Here is a 19,182-nt window from a genome sequence, read left to right on the forward strand (position 1 = left end):
CTTTCTTTTTCTCCCGTGAGGGAAGCAGTGCTTAGCCCTTGAGGACCGAGCCCTTCTTGAGCGCCTTCGCGATCAGGTAATACATTACCGGACGATGCTTTGCGCGAACGGACTTTCCGTACTTTGCAACAGCATCCGCAATCGCGGCATCTGCTTTTGCGTCGTCAGTAACGCCAAGCTTCTTTGCGATAAAGCCCTTCTTGATGCGACCCAGCTCTTCCTTGTCGGAAGCAGCAACGGTTGCGGAATCGGCCTTGTAGATCGTCGGCCCACAGGCTTTGACGGCTGCATCCAGAAGCGCCATGTCAGAGCGTGTCTCACCAACCTTGTCTTTCAGGTCAGTGATGTACTTCTCCATCAGGACTTCCTTCGGTGAAGGTGCCTTGGCTGGTTTCGTTGTCTTGGGTGCAGCAGCTTTTTTTGGCGCCGCAGCTTTCTTGGCTTTGGTTGCTTTTGCCATGGGAGTGTCTCCTCAATGGGCCCGACGGACGGGCGTGTTTAAATTTACGCAGCTCACAACACGAATCAGTTTGAAACGCTGTTTGAACACTGACCCGTTTTTCCACAGCCTGCCAACCCCTTTTCGGTAGTGCAACAATATCCCGAAGTAGTGCGAGTACGGATTGAATGACCAATATGCCGTCTTGGGCGGTTCGCTGGAAGCGTATGGATACGATTGATTGACCTCTCTATGCGAGGAGTTCACACCCAATGGCGATACTGGCCGTGAAGTGAGGATAAAATGTTTCGTTACCTGCCTTGGCTCGCAACTGTTCTGCTGTTGGCGCTATGCCTTGTGTTTTGGCGACAGCACAGCTGGTTGATCTACCTCGCTGTCGCCTTGATCCCTTTGGCCCTGACAGGTCTGTATGATGTGCTTCAGCGTCGACACAGTCTTTGGCGAAACTTTCCGCTTTTCGCGCGCATTCGATGGGTCGCGGAGGAGTTGCGACCTTTCCTGCGTGCCTACATTGTCGAAAGTGAAACGGAGGGGCGTCCCTTCAATCATGAAGAGCGCACATTGGTGTATCGGCGTGCAAAGGATGTTTCGTCCGTTGAGCCGTTCGGCAGCCATCTTGATATCGACAAACCGCCTTATGAATGGCTGGCGCATTCCATAGCGGCGAAACATCCGGAAGAGGCAAACCCGCGTGTGCTGGTTGGCGCGCCGGAAACATCGCAGCCTTACTCGGCAAGCGTTTTCAATATCTCTGCAATGAGTTTTGGCTCACTCGGCGCGCACGCAATTGAAGCCTTGTCACAAGGCGCATCCTTGGGTGGCTTCTATCACGACACAGGAGAGGGTGGCGTGTCACGTTACCACCGTCAGGGCGGCGGCGATCTTGTCTGGGAACTGGGCTCTGGATATTTCGGGTGCCGCGCAGCTGACGGATCTTTTGATGCGGCCAAGTTCGCGGACACGGCCTCTGACCCACAGATCAAGATGATTGAAGTAAAGCTGAGCCAAGGCGCAAAGCCGGGGCATGGCGGCGTGTTGCCGGGAGAAAAGGTAACACATGAGATCGCCGAGGCGCGCGGGATCGCAGTTGGACAAACATGCGTTTCGCCGCCCGCGCATTCCTCCTTCTCGACGCCAATCGAGATGCTGGAATTTGTTGCGAGCCTGCGCGAGCTGTCAGGTGGCAAACCGGTCGGGATCAAGTTTGCTGTCGGCAATCGTTGGGAAACATTGGCCATCTGCAAAGCCATGTTGGAAACTGGGTTGCGGGTTGACTTCATGGTGGTCGATGGTGGGGAAGGGGGCACTGGCGCAGCGCCTGCTGAGTTTCTTGACCATGTCGGTGCACCCTTGAGACAGGCCCTGGTGCTGGCTCGCAACGCACTTGTGGGGACGGGTTTGAAGGGTGATGTGCGGCTTGCCTGTTCCGGTAAACAGATCAGCGCTTTCTCCCTTGCATCTTCCATGGCGCTGGGAGCTGACTGGGTGAATACGGCGCGTGGCTTCATGTTCTCGCTCGGCTGCATTCAGTCGCTGAACTGCCACAACAATACATGCCCGACCGGCATTGCGACATCCGACAAAGCGCGCCAGCGCGGATTGGTCGTGGCCGACAAGGCGATCCGCGTCAGGAACTACCAACGAAATACGGTCAAGGCATTGATGGAGGTTGTTGGTGCCGCAGGATGTGAACATCCGTCCGAGCTGACCCCGCGTCACGTGATGCATCGCGTGACCGAGGACATCGCCTACACCGCGGAACGCGCCTACCAGCTTGTGCGGGCCGGACAATTGTTGAATGCCCCGGATGAAACCCAACTTGCGCAAGAATGGCGCATGGCACAGGCCAACAGTTTCCTGCCAGCAAGCTAGTTCTGTGATTTGGCGGGAACCATCTCCGCGCTACTCAGATTTATGGTAGTGCTCACAAAGCGAGCAGGGTGGGGGTTTCTGCACTCAGGTACAGCGCTATGCCTTTGGCAGTGATGCGTCACGCGTTAGACGGGGTGAGACAGGATGGGCAATGACAGAACATAAAGTTTCAAAAGGCTCACGACTGATCGCAGTCTCAAACCGTACCGCGGCTGGACAGGAAAGCCGAGCCGGAGGGCTCGCAGTTGCGCTTTGGGATACGCTCGCCGACACACAGGGCCTCTGGATTGGCTGGAGCGGCCGTATTCTCGACTTTCCCAGCAACCGCGCGAAACGGTCTGCAGAGGACGGCGTTGAGTTCGCCTTGACTGACTATTCCCGCGACCAGTTTGACGGTTTCTATCTCGGTTATTCAAACAGTGTGCTCTGGCCGGTCATGCACAACCGGATTGATCTGGCCGTGTTCGATTCCGCGTATTATCGGTTCTATGTCGAGATCAATGAGAAGTTTGCGGAAATCGTACGGCACCAGGCAGATGAAGCCGACATTGTCTGGGTCCATGATTATCACTTCCTGCTGCTAGGCGACATCTTGCGGGAAGAGGGGTGGCAGGGAAAATGTGGTTTCTTCCTGCATATTCCCTTTCCCGCACCAGAAGTGTTCCGTGCCATTCCGGAACACCGCAAGTTGGCAAAGGGACTTTGTGCCTATGACGTGGTCGGCCTTCAGTGCCGCAAGGACCTCGCCAATCTCGCGCAATACCTCGAAGAAGAATTCGGGGCCGAGGAACAGCCGGATGGGAAGTTCAAAGTAGAGGGCCGCATTGTCCATCTGCTGCACTGTCCTATTGGCATTGATAGTGAGGGCTTTGCTGCGGCGGCAACCAAGGAGCCAGCAGACCGGGCGGCGACCCGCCTGTCACGTTTTCTAGGTGAACGCGACCTCGTCATCGGGGTTGACCGGATGGACTATTCAAAGGGTCTGCCGCAGCGGTTTGAAGGTATGGCCGACTTGTTCGACCGGTATCCGGAATTACACGGCAAGATTTCGTTCACTCAGATCGCACCGCCCTCACGGTCTGTCGTCGAGGAATACGCCCAGCTCCGTGAACAGCTTGATGCGCTGTCCGGACGGATCAATGGCGACTATGGCGACCTCGACTGGATGCCGATCAGATATCTGGCGCGCGGGTACGACCGCGAAGAAATCGCCGGGCTCTACCGTCTCGCAAAGGCCTGCTTGGTGACCCCCTTGCAGGACGGCATGAATCTTGTTGCGAAGGAGTTTGTCGCCGCGCAAGACCCTCAGGACCCGGGTGTTCTGATCCTGTCGCAATTTGCCGGTGCGGCAGAGCAGATGAAGGAGGCGATCATCATCAATCCATATGACAGCTCGGCCATCGCGGAAGCCGTTAAGCAGGCCATAGAGATGCCGCTCGACGAGCGGCAGGACCGTTGGCAGAAGCTCTTCGACAATATTGCCCAGCAGGACATCAACTGGTGGCGCCACCGCTTCATGACGGCGTTTGAGGGCGTGCCTGCATGAGTAATTCCTCTGTCATGCCGCCGGCGCTTGACCAGGGTGTCGCCTTGTTCCTGGATTTTGATGGAACGCTGTCTCCGCTTCAGGATGATCCAGATGCCGTGTTTCTGGCGTCAGGTCTGGATTCGGTTCTCATGCGCGTCTCTCAAAAGCTCGATGGTGCATTGGCAATTCTCTCTGGCCGTGACCTGACAGATTTGTCGAAACGTGTGCCCGATACGCTTTGGAGGTTCGGCAATCATGGCCTGAGATCAGCCGCGCCTGGCGCGGCAATGACCGAAGGTGTGCCGTCCGCGCCCAAGTCTCTGCTCTCCGGCATCTCATCCGTCGTGGACGTGCATGATGGTGTACGCTTGGAAGAGAAAGGGCCGGTTCTCGCAATCCACTATCGTGCGGCACCTGAAAAGAGTGAGCAACTCACTCACGAAATCAGTAGCGTAATTTCTCAGTACAAAGATTACTCGTTGCAATCGGGAAAGATGGTGCTTGAGGCAAAGCCGAGTGGGGCCAATAAGGGCGTTTGCCTTCAAGCTGCCATGGAGACTGCGCCGTTCGCTGGGCGCCTGCCGGTGATGATTGGCGACGACAAGACAGATGAAGACGCCTTCCTTGTGGCCAATAAGCTCGGTGGCTGGTCGATCAAGGTCGGAGAAGGCGAGAGCGCGGCAAACTATCGGCTGGCGTCTCATCGCGACGTCGCTACCTATCTGGAACAAGTGTTGGGAGAAGTATGAGTCTCGATCTGGGAATTGTTGGCAACGGAACCATTGCGGGCCTGATCAATGCGCGCGGTGACTATGAGTGGTTCTGCCTGCCACGCTTTGACGGGGAGCCCGTCTTCAACAAGCTTTTGGGCGGTGGCGGTTCATTCAGTGTGTGGATGGAGGGCCTGTCCAAGCGTACGCAGTCCTATGACCGGAACACCGCCATCCTGCGCACGCGTATGGAGTCTGAAGACGGCGCCATCCTGGAGATCGTCGACTTTGCTCCGAGGTTTGAACGCAAGGGTCGCACGTTCCGGCCCGTCAGTCTGGTGCGACGGTTTGAAGTTATCGCGGGCACGCCACAGCTGAAAATCTCCCTGACGCCGGAAACTGACTGGGGAGGGCGTCGGCTCAAGCCCATACGCGGTGTCAATCATGTGCGGTTCGTCGACGAAGAGTTTTCATTCCGAGTCACGACTGACGCGCCGGTTTCCTATATTCTCACCGAAACAAGCTTCGTTCTGGACAAGGATGTGACGTTTATTCTTGGGGCGGACGAATCGCTGACAGATTCCCCGAGTGTCATCGCACGCGACTGGGAGGAGCGCACGCGTCAGTATTGGGCGAAATGGGCGCGGAGCCTTGCCGTTCCGTTCGAGTGGCAGGATGAGGTTATCCGCGCGGCCATAACACTTAAACTGTGTGTGTTCGAAGAGACTGGCGGCATTGTGGCGGCGCTGACCACGTCCATTCCGGAACATGAAGGTTCTTCACGCAACTGGGATTATCGCTTTTGCTGGATCCGGGATGCCTATTTCACTGTGACAGCGCTGAACCGGCTCTCAGGCATGGGGACGCTGGAACACTATATGAGGTGGGTGCGGAATATTGTGGCCCATTCCAAAGGCGGTCACATCCAGCCCGTGTACGGGATCGGGCTCGAGGCAGACTTGACCGAAGACCTCGCACCGAACTTGCCGGGCTTCCGCGATTCAGGACCGGTGCGTCGGGGTAATCAGGCCGCCGAACATGTACAGCACGATGTTTACGGCCAGGTCGTACTCGGCGTCGCGCAATCCTTTTTCGATCACCGGCTGCTTGCGCAGCCCGGCATCGCCGAGTTTGAACAACTTGAGCCCGTGGGCGAGCGCGCATTCGCGGTCTATGACACACCGGATGCAGGCATCTGGGAGTTCCGGACCATTGCGCATGTCCACACATCGTCGGCGATCATGTGCTGGGCAGCATGCGATCGCCTGTCGCGTATTGCCGTGCGGCTCGAACTCGACAATCGCGCAGCCTACTGGCGTGAGCGGGCGGACATTATTCACGCCACCATTCTGGAGAAGGCCTGGAGTGCAGACGTCGGCGCGTTTACAGCGGCCTTTGGTGGTACCGACCTTGATGCCTCTGTCCTGCTGATGGCCGAGATCGGCTTTCTCCCGGCAAGCGATCCGCGTTATGTCGCAACCGTTGAGGCTGTCGACCGCGACCTTCGAATGGGAAACCATGTTTATCGCTACAAGGTCGAGGACGATTTCGGAAAACCGAAGACTGCCTTCACGGCGTGTACTTTCTGGTTCATTGATGCGCTCTACCGGGTGGGGCGCGTCGAGGAGGCGCGCGAAATCTTTGAAAGCGTGCTTGCCAGCCGCAATCATGTTGGATTGCTGTCGGAGGATGTTGATCCGGAGACCGGCGAGCTTTGGGGGAACTTTCCTCAAACCTACTGCATGGTCGGAATCATCAATTCTGCGGCCCTGCTGAGCAAGCCTTGGGCAGCGGTTACCTGATATTGCGCAGTTTGTACGAACGCAGGCTATTGATCATCATGATCGCTGACTGAGTTTGTTGAAACTATCCAGCGTTTGTGTGTTGCTGGGTCCATGGCTGATGGTGAGGACGTATTCGACGAGATGCATGGATTTGGCGAAGGCGTGCGAGCGCCTTATGCCGGATACAATGGCTGGTTTGACAACACGACCCCTTCGGCTCTGCTGAAGAAATCACGGGATGCGCAAACCTTCTTTCGGCGAACCGGTATCACCTTCAACGTTTATGGAAAATCTGAAGCTGACGAGCGGCTGATCCCGTTCGATCTGGTGCCGCGCATTATCGGCGCCAGCGAGTGGGCCTTGCTGGTTCGCGGCATCGAGCAACGGGTCAAGGCAATCAACGCTTTCCTGTACGATATCTATCACCGACAGGAGATCGTCCGCGCCGGTCGCTTGCCGGAACACCTTATCCGCGAGAATGACGCCTTTCTTCCGAAAATGATCGGCTTCGAGCCACCGGGAGGGATTTACACGCATATTGTCGGGATTGATCTGGTGCGCACCGGCCCCAACGAATTCTTTGTGCTGGAGGACAATGCCCGCACGCCCTCTGGCGTGTCCTATATGCTGGAAAACCGGGAGACCATGTTGAAGATGTTCCCGGAACTGTTTGCGCAGATGTCGGTGCAGCGTGTTTCGGGGTATCCGATGGCGCTGCGACGTTCGCTCGAACGGTCTGCACCGGCACAGGCCTCGGGCCGACCCACGGTGGCGATCCTCACGCCAGGTATCCATAATTCAGCCTATTTCGAGCATGCCTTCCTGGCGGACCAGATGGGCGTTGAGCTTGTCGAAGGTCATGACTTGCGCGTCGTTGATGGACGGGTCGCCATGCGAACCACGCAAGGCTACGAAACCATCGATGTGTTGTATCGACGAGTTGATGATGACTATCTCGATCCACTGAATTTCCACTCGGAATCCATGCTGGGCGTGGCGGGCATCTTTGATGTTTACCGGGCTGGGGGCATTACAATTGCCAATGCTCCGGGCACCGGCATTGCCGACGATAAGGCGATCTACTCATACATGCCGGACATCGTCGAATTCTATACGGGGCAAGCGCCGCTGCTGAAGAATGTGCCGACTTGGCGCTGTGCGGAGAAAGACTCCTTGTCCTATGTGCTGGAGAATCTGGAAGAACTCGTCGTCAAGGAAGTTCACGGCTCCGGAGGCTATGGCATGCTGGTCGGGCCCGCAGCGAGCAAGAAGGAAATCGCTGCCTTCCGAAAGAAGCTTCAAGCCAAGCCATCCAATTATATAGCCCAGCCCACATTGGCCCTTTCGACGGTGCCTGTGCTGACGAAAGCTGGCCTGTCACCTCGCCATGTCGACTTGCGCCCATTCGTACTTGTTTCATCTGATGGTGTTGAGGTGACGCCCGGCGGATTGACCCGCGTTGCCATGAAAAAGGGATCGCTTGTTGTGAACTCCAGCCAGGGCGGGGGCACCAAGGATACTTGGGTCCTGAAGGAGGGCTAAGTCATGCTGGGCAGGACTGCATCGGGTCTGTTCTGGATGGCCCGGCTTCTGGAAAGAGCCGAAAATACCAGCCGCCTTGTCGAGGCGGGCTTCCGCATGGCGCTCACCCGGACCCAACCGGGCGAGGAGGAGTGGCGATCTGTGCTCGTCACTGCGGGCTGTTGTGATGCCTATCTGGCGCGTCATGACACAATCACGGGCGACAAGGTTGCCGATTTCGCTCTGCGAGATCGCAGCAATCCGTCCAGCGTGATGTCAACGCTGCATGCGGCGCGAGAAAATGCCCGCATGACCCGCACCGCGCTGACGCGGGAAATGTGGGAAGCGATCAATGACTTCTGGATGGCCGTGCGCGATGCGTTGAAGCGTGCGCCATCCGAGACGGACCTGCCAGAAATCCTGACCATGATCCGCCAGCAGGGCGCGCAGGTAAGAGGCGCGACCACAGGCACTATGCTCCGCAATGACATCTATAATTTTATCCTGTTGGGCATCATGTTTGAGCGCGCTGACAATACGGCGCGCATTCTCGATACAAAATACTACGTCCTGCTACCGTCCAGCGCCTCGGTCGGCTCGTCGCTCGACAATGTGCAGTGGGAGATGATCCTGAGGTCGGCTTCGGCAGAGCGGTCTTTCCACTGGCTCAATGGCGGCAACATCACGCCGCGAGCGATAGCCGATTTCCTGATCTTCGACACACGTATGCCGCGCTCGCTGGCCTATTGTTACGACACGATCACTCACCAACTGGATTGTCTGTTCCGGCAATATGGCCAACGGCTGGGGACCCATGATCTTGCCGAGTCTCTTGAGGCGAGCTTGACGGCCACGACGATTGAGAGCGTGTTTGAAAACGGATTGCACGAATTCCTGTCGGACTTCCTGAGGCGGAATGCATCCCTCTCGGCGCAGATCGAAACAGATTTCAGGTTCGCGGAGTGATGAGATGCGACTGACCGTAGATCATTCATCGACCTACACATACGAACATGGCGTGTCCTATGCGCTCCAGCAGGTTCGCAAACGGCCGATCAGCCTTCCGTCGCAATCAATCCTGTCTTGGGACGTATCGATTGAAGGGGCGCACTGGGAAACAAGCTATACCGACCATCATGGAAATCTGGTGGATCTGATCCAGTTGGAGCCGGACGTCATGAGCGTGTCGGTAAGTGTAAAAGGTGAGGTCGAGACGCATGACACGTCCGGTGTCATGGGGGGGCACAGTCAGCTTGTGCCGCTCTGGCTTTACCAGCGACCGACCGAACTCACCATGCCGGCGAAAGGATTGCGGGCATTGGCGGGCAAGTTCAGTCGAAGCCCGTCACAAGATATTGGCGTCCTGCATGAGTTGATGGTGGAAATTGCGGACAAGGTTGCCTACCGGACCAATGAGACAGACTCGCGCACCACGGCAGAAGATGCGCTGCAGCAGGGGCAGGGGGTCTGTCAGGACCATGCGCATATATTCATCACGGTCGCGCGCCTGCTTGGCTATCCTGCGCGTTATGTCAGCGGATACCTGATGATGACGGACAGGGTGGACCAGGACGCCGGCCATGCCTGGGCGGAGGCTTGGGTCGATGGCCTTGGATGGACGGGGTTTGATGTTTCCAATGGTATTAGCCCGGATGCGCGCTACATACAGGTAGCGACTGGCTTGGATTACAGCGACGCGGCCCCCATCAGAGGTTTGGTCTATGGCGCGGGTGCGGAAAATCTCGTGGTTTCCATTCAAGTCCAGCAGTAAAGTTAGTCGAGATATTGATCGGAGAATCATCAAGTGACGTATTGCGTTGCGCTTCGGCTTGACCGGGGGCTCATCTTTATGTCGGACACTCGCACCAATGCGGGCATCGACAACATTTCGAAGTTTCAGAAGATGTTCACATGGGAGGTGCCCGGCGAGCGGGTCATCACCATTTTGACTGCGGGAAACCTCGCAACCACGCAGGCCGTGATCAGCCTGTTGGATGAGCGCCTGAAGGCGCCGGAAGAACGAAACCCCAGTATCATGGCAGCTGATACAATGTTTCAGGTTGCCAGATTGGTCGGAGACACGGTGAAGGAGGTCATCCGCACGCAGGGCGATGGAGGGCCGGAATCAGAGGCGGCTTTCGGCGCGACGCTCATCGTGGGGGGACAGATCTCCGGGATGGAGCCGCGTCTGTTCCTGGTCTATCCCGAAGGCAACTTCATTGAGGCCAGCGACGAAACGCCTTTCTTCCAGATTGGCGAGACCAAATATGGCAGACCGATCCTGCTGAGAGCTTTCAGCCCGGACATGACGTTCGAAGAAGCGGTAAAACTGCTCTACGTCTCATTTGACTCAACACTCAAGGCAAACCTCTCGGTGGGGATGCCGCTTGATCTGCAGACGATTGAAAAAGACATTTACAAAGTCACTGAGAAGCGACGCGTCGAAGAGAATGATCCCTATTTCACGGCGATCTCTTCGCGTTGGGGAGACGCGCTGAAACTGGCTTTCAACTCGCTGCCCGACTATGAATTCTGACTTGGCCTAAAAGGTCGGTTCCGGGACATGGTTGCGGTAGAGCCTCTTGGCGAGCTCGACACGGGCCAGTGCATCCAGGCCCTCAATGTCTGCCTTCAGAGTCGCGTTCAACAGGGGGCGAATGCCGATCCGGTTGGCGACCTGAATCGCCAGGCCGGGACGGGCATTGAGCTCCAGCAGGAGCGGCCCCTTGGTCTTGTCCAGTACGATGTCGGCGCCGAGATAGCCGAGCCCGGTTACATCATAGGCCTTTGCTGCCATTTCGAGCATTGTGTCCCAGTGTGGCACCGAGAAATTCCGCAGCGGGTTTGCCGTGTCAGGATGGATGTCAGTGGTTTTGCCATTCTGCATGCCGCTGAGTGTCTTGCCGGTCACAAGATCCAATCCGACACCAACGCCGCCCTTATGGAGGTTTGCCTTACCGTCAGATTCTGCGGTCGGCAGACGCACCATGGCCACGGCAGGAATGCCCCGCACGACAATGATCCGGATATCCGGTACGCCGCCGAATGAGATCGGATTGAAGATTTCGTCGAACTTCACCCGGTACTCAAACATCGCCACATCCGGTTGGCCGCTTAGGCTGTACATGCCCGACAGGATGTTATTGACGTGGAAACGGATGTCTTCGAGCAGGGCGCGCTGCCCATTGGAACGGCGCCAGCCGCCACGCATTGGCTCCATCAGCACTTGAATCCCATTTCCCTGAGAGCCATTGGCGGGCTTGATGACCACGCCATCCGGCTTGTCGAGATAGGATTCCAGATGGCGCATGTGGAACGGGTTGGCGATCACACCATAGAGTTCCGGTGTGGGAATATTGGCTGCGTTCGCAAGTCGCTTCGTCTCGCGCTTGTCATCAACCAGCCGGATCAGTCGCCTCGGATTGAGCTCATTGACGAGCCGGACATTCCGCTCGTTGATTCCGAGCAGTCCGGCACGTCGCAATGCCCGGTAGCGTCCGATCATTTCCGGTCATCCAGTTCACGGAAACGGATCAACTCGCTGAGGCGCAAGCCGGTATATTTCCCCATCAGCAGGCAGATCGCCATGATCACCAGAAGCAGTTCAGGGAAATTGAACATCAGATATTCGACATGCGTGTTGGTCATCACCAGATACGATGCTGCCGCCACCATGAGACTGCCAATGCCTTGCTTGATGGCCTCTGTAGCTGAGTATTCTTCCCATGCGATCGACATACGCTCGATCGTCATCGTCAGAATGACCATGGGGAACAGCGAGATCGATAGACCGATGCGCTGACCGTTATTCGCCATGATCTGGGCGATCACAGCCATACAGATAACAATGAACACAACCACCGTCGCCAATCGCGGCACCAGCAACAGCTTCAATTTCTCTAGATAGAAGCGCACAGCGAGGCCCAGCGCGATCAGTGCGGTGAACAGGATCACGCCATTCACAAGAGCGGTTTCACGGAACGCAATTCCGATCAGGACGGGCATGAACGTGCCGAGTGTCTGGAGCCCGATGAACTGACGCAGGAAGACCAGCATCAGAATGCCAACCGGGATGGTGACGAGCACCTGATAGACCAGCTGAGTGGTAATGGGCAGTCGGTTGAAGGAGAACCATTGCATGGCCGAGCCTTCTGCTTTGGCGACGCGCTGCATGACATCCGCCACGTCTGCGTTTACCGGCTGCAGGCTGACTTGCAGGTCCAGGTCCGAAATGCCTTCCGCGCGAATAAAATCATTCGTGCCATGCCAGATCGTGAAAAATTCTTCGGGGTCCGGGCCGGGGAAGTAGCGTCGATCGGCTCCATCGGCATGGTATTCAAGCCAGTGACGGATTTCGGCCCGTCGGCGTGCCTGGTCCATGTAAACACCATTAGCGACCCGCGCTGGAATTCCCTGACTTGTCAGCACATCACGTGCGAGCGCAAGGCGGGCGATCTGACGGGTGAGTGTGGGAGACAAGAGCGCTTCCACCTCATCGACATCGCCGTCCACGAATATCTCTTCCAACACCAGATCGGCGAGAGATTCATCGTCAGCGGATCGCCGGCGCAGATCTGTCGACCAGACCAGGAAGGCTTGCCGTTCAAGGTCATTCTCGGCTTCAGGCGCGGCGCGGCGCAGCTTGCGCTGCATGCTTTCCGGCAAGGGGCTAGCGAGCGTTTCGCCGAGCAGGCGCGCGCGGTAGCGGAGCACTTTCCGGTCATTCGGATAGCGGTAAGTCCAGATCGCGGTCCGGCCATCACCCTCGCGCGCATTCAGGCGCAGACCAAAGGCGCCGTTGTAGAATTGCTCCTGAGACACCCTGCGGTTTTCACTGTTCGATGGAATATAGGTTTCCAGTCGGACGGGTTGGTTGCTCGTGTCGAAATCGAGGTAGATTTCGAAATCCCATGTGGTCGTCCGTTCGCCGGGCGTCAGGGGATAGTCCAATTGCAGAACTTTGGTTGCGAATATGCCGAGGCCGATAGCGGCCAGAACCAGCGCAAGTAGTCGGGTATGTGTAAAACTATTCACTGTCGTCTTTTTCGCAGCTGCCTTCGGCGATGAATGTCGAAGAGGAATCAACAAGCACGCGGGATGCCATGAACTCGCGGCCTACCAGGAAGTCGTACTCGAAATCCTCGCGGTCAGCCAAATTGACTTCAGCGAGTCCACTGACGCCGCCGATGCAGAGCGGCAAGTGGATGACGGGACGCCGGATGGTTCCGCCGGTTTTCAGCTTGATCAGCGCGAAGCGACGGACATTCTGGTCATATCGCACTGTGCGACCATTCTTGCCGACCAGACGAAACCGGACCCAGTCATCCTTGCCAGATTTATTGTAGATATGGACGTCACGGGCAAAAACAGAGCTTGAATCAGCGCCGGTATCCAGCTTGCCCTTCATCTCCAGGCCGAGCTTGCCGACATAAACATTCTCGACATAGCCCATCACTGCCGGTTCGCTTGAGCGGTCGCGACTGTCCGCAATGGCGGAAACTATGGGCAGTGAAAGAACGGCCGTTGCGGCCAAGACGTGTCTCAGATACTTCACGAGAATTCGTTCCTCTTGCCTCAGGATCGGCATTTTTCGTCACCTAACATGCAAGGCATGCGGGCGATAGCTATCCGATCACTAGGTGGTCCCAAAACGGGACGCAAGGATGATTGAATAGTTCCCTTAACAGCCCGATTCCGCCTGAAAAACGTGATTTCGTGGCATTTCTATGGTGAATGCAGGGATCGTCTGTGGCCTTGCCTTTGCACCCAAATAGAATGGCGCTTGGCAGGTGTGCCATATCCCGACAAAAATTAACCAAGAATAGAATTTGAAAAAATATCTATTTCAGGTTGCGTTCATTGGCTGCTGCTTTACAGTAGTTTCTGGAGGGAGAGAGCTGAGTCTGTCTCACGGAACACAGTAGAGGGTTTTGACACGTCTTAGGAGGTGCGTTTCCTTTATCTGTGTTCAAATGTACGAGTCACGTCCGTCCTCGAAGAAATCGGGGTCAGCAAGCAGGAAGGCTTTATGAGTCTGTCGGTGGATCAGGTTCTGGACCGTGTTCGTGAGAATGTCGGGCTATTCGTTCGCGGCGGTTCCCTGCGAGCGGACGAGCAGGGCGCTCGTTCTGTCACACTTCCTGCAATTTATCCTGAATGGTTGGGGGATGCAGCCTTTGCGCAAGCGCATGGCGCGCGCTTCAACTATGTCGTCGGCGAAATGGCCCGCGGGATTGCGACGCCGAAGATGGTGATAGAAGCCGTTCGCGCGGGATGCGTTGGCTTCTACGGCAGCGCGGGGCTGAAACCTGAAACCATTGAAGAAGGCGTGCGCGAGATCAAGGCTGGTATCGCACCGGGGCAAACTGCTTGGGGCGCGAACCTGATCCACTCTCCGCAACAGCCGGGCTATGAAGCGCGCGTCGTCGATCTGTTTCTGGCAATGGGAGTCCGGCGGGTGTCGGCTTCAGCCTATATGAGGCTTTCGCCAGACATCGTCCGTTATACAGCGCTTGGTCTCACACGCAGCGCGGACGGCAAGGTCCAGCGCGCCAACCACGTATTTGCCAAGGTCTCTCGCGCGGAAGTTGCCACCCAGTTCATGCAGCCTGCGCCCGAAAAAATACTGAAAACGTTGGTTTCTGAAGGGAGCATTTCTGCCGAGCAGGCCGCCCTTGCTTCGAGAGTACCAATAGCGCTGGATATCACCGCTGAAGCTGACAGTGGCGGTCACACCGACAATCGTTCTGCCGCTCCGCTCTTTTCCTCGTTGTCCCTGGCGCGAGACCGTGTCGCTGCAGAAACAGGCATAGACGCAAATGCGATCCGTATCGGCCTGGGCGGGGGTATAGCGACGCCACATGGCGTGGCCGCAGCATTTCAGATGGGCGCAGCATATGTGTTGACTGGCTCCATCAATCAGGCCGCCGTAGAATCCGGCTTGTCTGAACCTGCGCGACAATTGCTGGCCAAGGCAGGGCCGGCTGATATCGGCATGGCTCCTGCGGCCGACATGTTTGAGCAAGGCGTCGAAGTGCAGGTGCTGAAGCGCGGTACGCTCTTCGCGATGCGGGCACGCAAGCTGCACGCGCTCTACAAGTCTGGTATGTCTTTTGAAACCATGGACCAGAAAGATCGCGACTGGCTGGAAGGCGTGCTCGGGGAATCCTTCCAGAGCGCTTGGGAGCAGACGCGGACCTTCATCACGGAGTCGAATCCAAAGGAGGCGGCCCGCGCCGAAACCGATGGCAACAAGCGGCTCGCGCTCGTTGCGCGTCGCTATTTGTTCATGGGGGCTCAATGGGCACGTGATGGTGCTCCTGACCGCGTTTCCGATTACCAGATCTGGTGCGGCCCGGCGCAGGGTGCGTTCAATGAATGGGTCGCTGGCACATTTCTGGAGCCCATCGAGAACCGCACAATCCGCCAGATCGCCCTGAACCTGATGGAGGGCGCGACGCGTCTGACACGCGCCGGACAGATGCGCGCCTGTGGGATTGGCGTGCCACCCTCAGCGTTCTCCTACACGCCTCGAAAGTTTCTCTGATACGATGAATGACAAGGCCAGCAGATCATGAGCTCAAAAGCTGCCACTCCGATTGCCATTGTGGGCATGGGCGCAATCTTCCCGGGCCGGGGAGACGTGACCGGCTTTTGGCGCGATATTTTCGAAGGGCGGGATTTGTTGTCCGACGTGCCAGCAAGCCATTGGCTCGTGGATGACTATTATGACTCCGACCCGCTGGCGAAGGACAAGACGTACGGTCGGCGCGGTGGGTTCATTGATCCAGTTGCCTTCGACCCCCTGACGTTCGGCATCCCGCCCAAAACGATGGAAGGGACCGACACTGCGCAATTGCTGGCACTGATCGCGGCCTATGCGACCTTACAGGATATCGAGCGGGACAGTGAAGGCCGGATCGACAAATCCCGCACCAGCGTGATCCTCGGCGTGGCGTCGGCGACAGAACTGACCGCTCATATGGCAGGCCGTCTGCAGCGCCCGGTCTGGGTCAATGCGATGCGCGAAGCAGGCATGCCAGAAAGCGAGGTTGTCGCACTCGCTGAGCGGATCGAGAACCATTATGTCGAATGGCAGGAGGCGACATTCCCCGGCTTGCTTGGGAACGTCGTGGCAGGGCGGATCGCCAACCGCTTTGACCTGGGCGGCAGCAACATGGTCACCGATGCCGCCTGCGCCTCCAGCCTGTCAGCCCTCAGCATCGCCCTGCACGAACTTCGCGCCGGAGACAGCGATACGGTCCTGACCGGAGGTGTCGACGCACTGAACGATATCCTGATGTATATGTGCTTCTCGAAAACACCGGCCCTGTCGCCGACGGGCGACTGCCGACCGTTTTCGAATAGTGCCGATGGTACGATGCTGGGGGAAGGTATTGGCATGCTGGCGCTGCGCCGGCTGGACGATGCCGAGCGCGACGGCAACACGATACATGCGGTAATTCGTGGATTGGGTGGCGGCTCGGACGGGAAGGGGACGGCGATCTATGCACCGGTTCCTGAGGGACAGGCCCGCGCGCTTAAACGTGCCTATGTTCAGGCCGGATATGGTCCGGAAGCTGTCGACTTGATGGAGGGGCATGGCACAGGCACCAAGGCTGGTGACAAGGCAGAACTGGACGGCCTGCATCTCGTGTTCGGTGAAGTCAAATCAGACGAACCATGGTGCGCGCTCGGATCCGTAAAATCACAAATGGGGCATTCCAAGGCGGCTGCTGGCGTTGCGAGTCTCGTCAAGACCGTCAACGCGCTCAGTCGTAAAGTCCTTCCGCCCACGATCAAGGTTGAGGAGCCCGCGGATGTCATCAAGGAAAGCAGTGCTTTTTACCTGAACACCGAACCCCGTCCCTGGATCACGACAAAGAAGCGACCGCGCCGGGCATCAGTCAGCTCATTCGGGTTTGGTGGAAGCAATTACCATGTGACCCTGGAAGAATATGTCGGCAAAACCGCAATACGACCGTACCGGGTCTTTCCGGCGGAACTTTTTCTGTTCAGCGCAGACACGCCCGGTGCCCTTGCGACAGCAATCGAGGCCAGCGCATCCGGCGTGGATGACGCATCGCTGGCGTACGCCGCTTCACAAACACATGCGGGCTTCGAATCGAAAGCTCCAGCACGGGCTGCGATCATTGCTGAAACCGCAGACGATCTCAAAACCAAGTCGGAGAGTCTCGCAAGCCAGATTCGGGCAGGGGAGGTAGGTATTCGTCCGTTCAAGGCCGATTGCTTTGTCTCATTCGATGCGCCTGTGGATGGCAAGATCGCCTTCATGTTCTCCGGTCAAGGCAGCCAATATGTCGGAATGGGCTCTGATCTGGCCATGGCGTTCCCGGAGGCTCGGGCAGTATGGGATCAGGCAGCCAGCCACAAGCGCACCGGCAAGCTGAGGCTCGACAAATTGTCCTTCCCGCCGGCGGCATTCGATCAGGTCGATTTCGGCGCGCAAACCCAGACTCTCACCGAGATGCAGCATGCCCAGCCGGCCATCGCAGCAGTGGCCTTGTCGCAACTGGGCCTTCTGTCACAACTCGGCTTGCAGGCAGACATGGCCGCAGGCCACAGCTTCGGCGAGATCATGGCGCTGCATCTGGCGGGCGTGATGGATTCCGATACGGCCCTCACGGTGGCTGCGGAGCGCGGTGCGCTCATGGCCAAGGCGGCGGGCAACACCAAGGGCGCCATGCTGGCAGTCCAGACCGATTCCGCGACAATAGCACCGGTATTGAGGAAGATCGGACAAGGCCTCGTCCTTGCCAATGACAATGGGCCGGACCAGGTCGTGCTGTCGGGTGCGCAAGACATTGTGGAACAGGCGCGAGTAGAGTGCGAAACCCTCGGCTTGAAGGCGCGGATGCTGCCGGTCGCAACCGCCTTCCATTCCGAGATCGTTGCCGAAGCGGTTCCGCCCTTCGCCAAAGTGCTCGCAAAGCAGAAATTACGCGTTCCGAAACTCGACGTCTTCGCGAACGCCACAGCGCAGAAATATGATGCCAAGGTCGCCGACCTTCCGGCCTTCATCTCTGACCAGCTGATCCAGCCGGTACGCTTCCGCGAACAGGTTGAGGCGATGTACGCGGCCGGTGCACGCGTGTTCGTGGAAGTCGGCCCGGGCGGCGTGGTCACCGGTCTGGTGGGCCATATCCTGGGGGAGCAACCGCATCTGGCCGTTTCACTGGATCACAAACGCCGCAATGGCGTGAACCAGTTCCTCCTGGCCATCGCCACCCTCGGCGTCTCGGGCATCGACCTCGACTATGCCGGCCTGTTCGCAGACCTTCCGGCCCAGCCGCCAAAGCCAGCGCCGTCCAAGCACGCCGTGAAGATTTCCGGCGGCAATTACAACAAGCCTTATCCTCCGGCGAATGGCGCGGCCGGCCGTGCCCTGCCGAATCCGGAAAAGCCGTCCGTGCAGGATCGCCCAGCCGCACAATTTCAATCCACCAGCAATCCCGTTCAGGCGCCATCTTCCCCGCGCCCGGAACACAAAGTCCTTCCAGAACAGACAGGCAGTCCCATGACCCAAGACACATCCTCAAAAGGCCCGGAATACGCCGTGCACTCCCATTCCACTGTGGCGCCAGATGCGACGGTCTCTGAGCGGATCATGCAGGAAGTGTCCCAGCGCCATGCCGACTACATGTCTGCCATGTCGACGGCCCATTCGGCTTTCCTGAACGTGGCCGCACAGATGGCGGGCCAGGTACCCCTCGAACCTGTGCGTACTCAGGTGCCCGTGGCCTTGCCAGCTCCTGCGCCAGCGGCTCAGGTTCAGCCGCAACCCCCGGCCATGGATGTGAAACCGAATGGCGCCTATCGTGAAGTAGAGCCCGCAGCCGCTCCCGCGCCGTTGGCGGTCCCTGTACCCGCAGCCCAACCGGCGCCCCAGCCACAAGCCTCCGTTCAGCCAGCTCCGATGGTGGCCCCGGCTCCAGTACCCTCTGCATCAGGGGGAGATTCCATCAGCCTGGTCCGCGGCATCATTGCCGAAAAGACCGGCTATCCCGAAGACATGCTCGAACCCGACATGGATATGGAAGGCGAACTCGGTGTCGACTCCATCAAGCAGGTCGAGATCCTGTCGACCCTGCGCGAACGCATGCCAAGCCTGCCGGAGATTGATCCGGAACAGCTCGTGGACTTGCGCACGATTGCCGCGATTGCGGGCATGATCGACGCGTCGGGTGTCGCCTCGGCGCCTGCGCCGGCAATGAGTGCGGCTCCGGCGACTGTGACGGCCTCGTCCAATGGCGGCGTAACGGCTGACACGGTCCGGGCCCTGATCGC

Annotated in this window: 14 protein-coding genes; 10 read left to right on the forward strand and 4 right to left on the reverse strand. The window is 57.8% G+C overall.

What is annotated here, in order from left to right:
- Positions 1-31: 31 nt before the first annotated feature.
- Entirely contained in the window at positions 32-460 is a 429-nt protein-coding gene (locus B2344_RS05465; protein WP_084333332.1) for a DUF2853 family protein, read from the reverse strand.
- A 282-nt stretch (positions 461-742) separates the two neighbouring features.
- Here B2344_RS05465 and B2344_RS05470 point away from each other — a divergent pair, with 282 nt between their 5' ends.
- From B2344_RS05470 to B2344_RS05505, 8 genes are all read left to right on the forward strand, one after another.
- Positions 743-2,332 (forward strand): FMN-binding glutamate synthase family protein, encoded by a 1,590-nt coding sequence (locus B2344_RS05470; RefSeq protein ID WP_290483006.1) that lies wholly within the window; start codon positions 743-745, stop codon positions 2,330-2,332.
- Positions 2,333-2,483: 151 nt separating this feature from the next.
- Positions 2,484-3,878, forward strand: a complete 1,395-nt coding sequence (locus tag B2344_RS05475) for an alpha,alpha-trehalose-phosphate synthase (UDP-forming) (RefSeq protein ID WP_290484814.1) — start codon at positions 2,484-2,486, stop codon at positions 3,876-3,878.
- Complete coding sequence (gene otsB / locus B2344_RS05480; RefSeq protein ID WP_290483004.1) at positions 3,875-4,609, forward strand: trehalose-phosphatase; 735 nt, start codon at positions 3,875-3,877, stop codon at positions 4,607-4,609. The genes B2344_RS05475 and otsB overlap by 4 nt, the downstream gene beginning before the upstream one ends.
- Complete coding sequence (locus B2344_RS05485; protein WP_290484815.1) at positions 4,606-6,372, forward strand: glycoside hydrolase family 15 protein; 1,767 nt, start codon at positions 4,606-4,608, stop codon at positions 6,370-6,372. Before otsB ends, B2344_RS05485 begins: the two co-directional genes overlap by 4 nt.
- A gap of 93 nt (positions 6,373-6,465) precedes the next feature.
- Positions 6,466-7,896: a circularly permuted type 2 ATP-grasp protein gene (locus B2344_RS05490; protein ID WP_290484816.1), complete on the forward strand. Its 1,431-nt coding sequence runs from the start codon at positions 6,466-6,468 to the stop codon at positions 7,894-7,896.
- A 3-nt stretch (positions 7,897-7,899) separates the two neighbouring features.
- Positions 7,900-8,841, forward strand: coding sequence for an alpha-E domain-containing protein (locus tag B2344_RS05495; RefSeq protein WP_206991437.1), 942 nt, complete (start codon positions 7,900-7,902; stop codon positions 8,839-8,841).
- Positions 8,842-8,845: 4 nt separating this feature from the next.
- Complete coding sequence (locus tag B2344_RS05500) at positions 8,846-9,646, forward strand: transglutaminase family protein (protein ID WP_034814986.1); 801 nt, start codon at positions 8,846-8,848, stop codon at positions 9,644-9,646.
- Positions 9,647-9,679: 33 nt separating this feature from the next.
- A complete protein-coding gene (locus tag B2344_RS05505; RefSeq protein WP_206991435.1) occupies positions 9,680-10,411 on the forward strand; it encodes a proteasome-type protease in 732 nt (243 codons plus the stop codon).
- Positions 10,412-10,417: 6 nt separating this feature from the next.
- On the opposite strand, the gene B2344_RS05510 is transcribed toward B2344_RS05505, so the two are convergent.
- From B2344_RS05510 to B2344_RS05520, 3 genes are read right to left on the reverse strand one after another with little or no spacing between them, the layout of a single operon-like run.
- Positions 10,418-11,380: an alpha-L-glutamate ligase-like protein gene (locus B2344_RS05510; protein WP_206991434.1), complete on the reverse strand. Its 963-nt coding sequence runs from the start codon at positions 11,378-11,380 to the stop codon at positions 10,418-10,420.
- A complete protein-coding gene (locus tag B2344_RS05515; RefSeq protein WP_206991433.1) occupies positions 11,377-12,909 on the reverse strand; it encodes a UUP1 family membrane protein in 1,533 nt (510 codons plus the stop codon). The genes B2344_RS05510 and B2344_RS05515 overlap by 4 nt, the downstream gene beginning before the upstream one ends.
- A complete protein-coding gene (locus B2344_RS05520) occupies positions 12,902-13,429 on the reverse strand; it encodes an ATP-dependent zinc protease (RefSeq protein ID WP_290483003.1) in 528 nt (175 codons plus the stop codon). The genes B2344_RS05515 and B2344_RS05520 overlap by 8 nt, the downstream gene beginning before the upstream one ends.
- 474 nt (positions 13,430-13,903) lie before the next feature.
- On the opposite strand from B2344_RS05520, the gene B2344_RS05525 reads away from it, so the two are divergent.
- Positions 13,904-15,421, forward strand: coding sequence for a PfaD family polyunsaturated fatty acid/polyketide biosynthesis protein (locus tag B2344_RS05525; protein WP_290483002.1), 1,518 nt, complete (start codon positions 13,904-13,906; stop codon positions 15,419-15,421).
- Positions 15,422-15,448: 27 nt separating this feature from the next.
- On the forward strand, positions 15,449-19,182 hold a 3,734-nt coding region (locus B2344_RS05530), incomplete at its 3' end, for a beta-ketoacyl synthase N-terminal-like domain-containing protein (protein ID WP_290484817.1).

This window comes from Hyphomonas sp. UBA3195, from assembly GCF_002366485.1.
Lineage (GTDB): Bacteria > Pseudomonadota > Alphaproteobacteria > Caulobacterales > Hyphomonadaceae > Hyphomonas.

What these genes read in the sequence shown, in the direction of transcription:
- B2344_RS05485 (WP_290484815.1), top strand. Translation starts at nt 4,606, where the DNA reads ATGAGTCTCGATCTGGGAATTGTTGGCAACGGAACCATTGCGGGCCTG.
- B2344_RS05470 (WP_290483006.1), top strand. Translation starts at nt 743, where the DNA reads ATGTTTCGTTACCTGCCTTGGCTCGCAACTGTTCTGCTGTTGGCGCTA.
- B2344_RS05465 (WP_084333332.1), bottom strand. Translation starts at nt 460, where the DNA reads ATGGCAAAAGCAACCAAAGCCAAGAAAGCTGCGGCGCCAAAAAAAGCT.
- B2344_RS05495 (WP_206991437.1), top strand. Translation starts at nt 7,900, where the DNA reads ATGCTGGGCAGGACTGCATCGGGTCTGTTCTGGATGGCCCGGCTTCTG.
- otsB (WP_290483004.1), top strand. Translation starts at nt 3,875, where the DNA reads ATGAGTAATTCCTCTGTCATGCCGCCGGCGCTTGACCAGGGTGTCGCC.
- B2344_RS05525 (WP_290483002.1), top strand. Translation starts at nt 13,904, where the DNA reads ATGAGTCTGTCGGTGGATCAGGTTCTGGACCGTGTTCGTGAGAATGTC.
- B2344_RS05510 (WP_206991434.1), bottom strand. Translation starts at nt 11,380, where the DNA reads ATGATCGGACGCTACCGGGCATTGCGACGTGCCGGACTGCTCGGAATC.
- B2344_RS05475 (WP_290484814.1), top strand. Translation starts at nt 2,484, where the DNA reads ATGACAGAACATAAAGTTTCAAAAGGCTCACGACTGATCGCAGTCTCA.
- B2344_RS05490 (WP_290484816.1), top strand. Translation starts at nt 6,466, where the DNA reads ATGGCTGATGGTGAGGACGTATTCGACGAGATGCATGGATTTGGCGAA.
- B2344_RS05500 (WP_034814986.1), top strand. Translation starts at nt 8,846, where the DNA reads ATGCGACTGACCGTAGATCATTCATCGACCTACACATACGAACATGGC.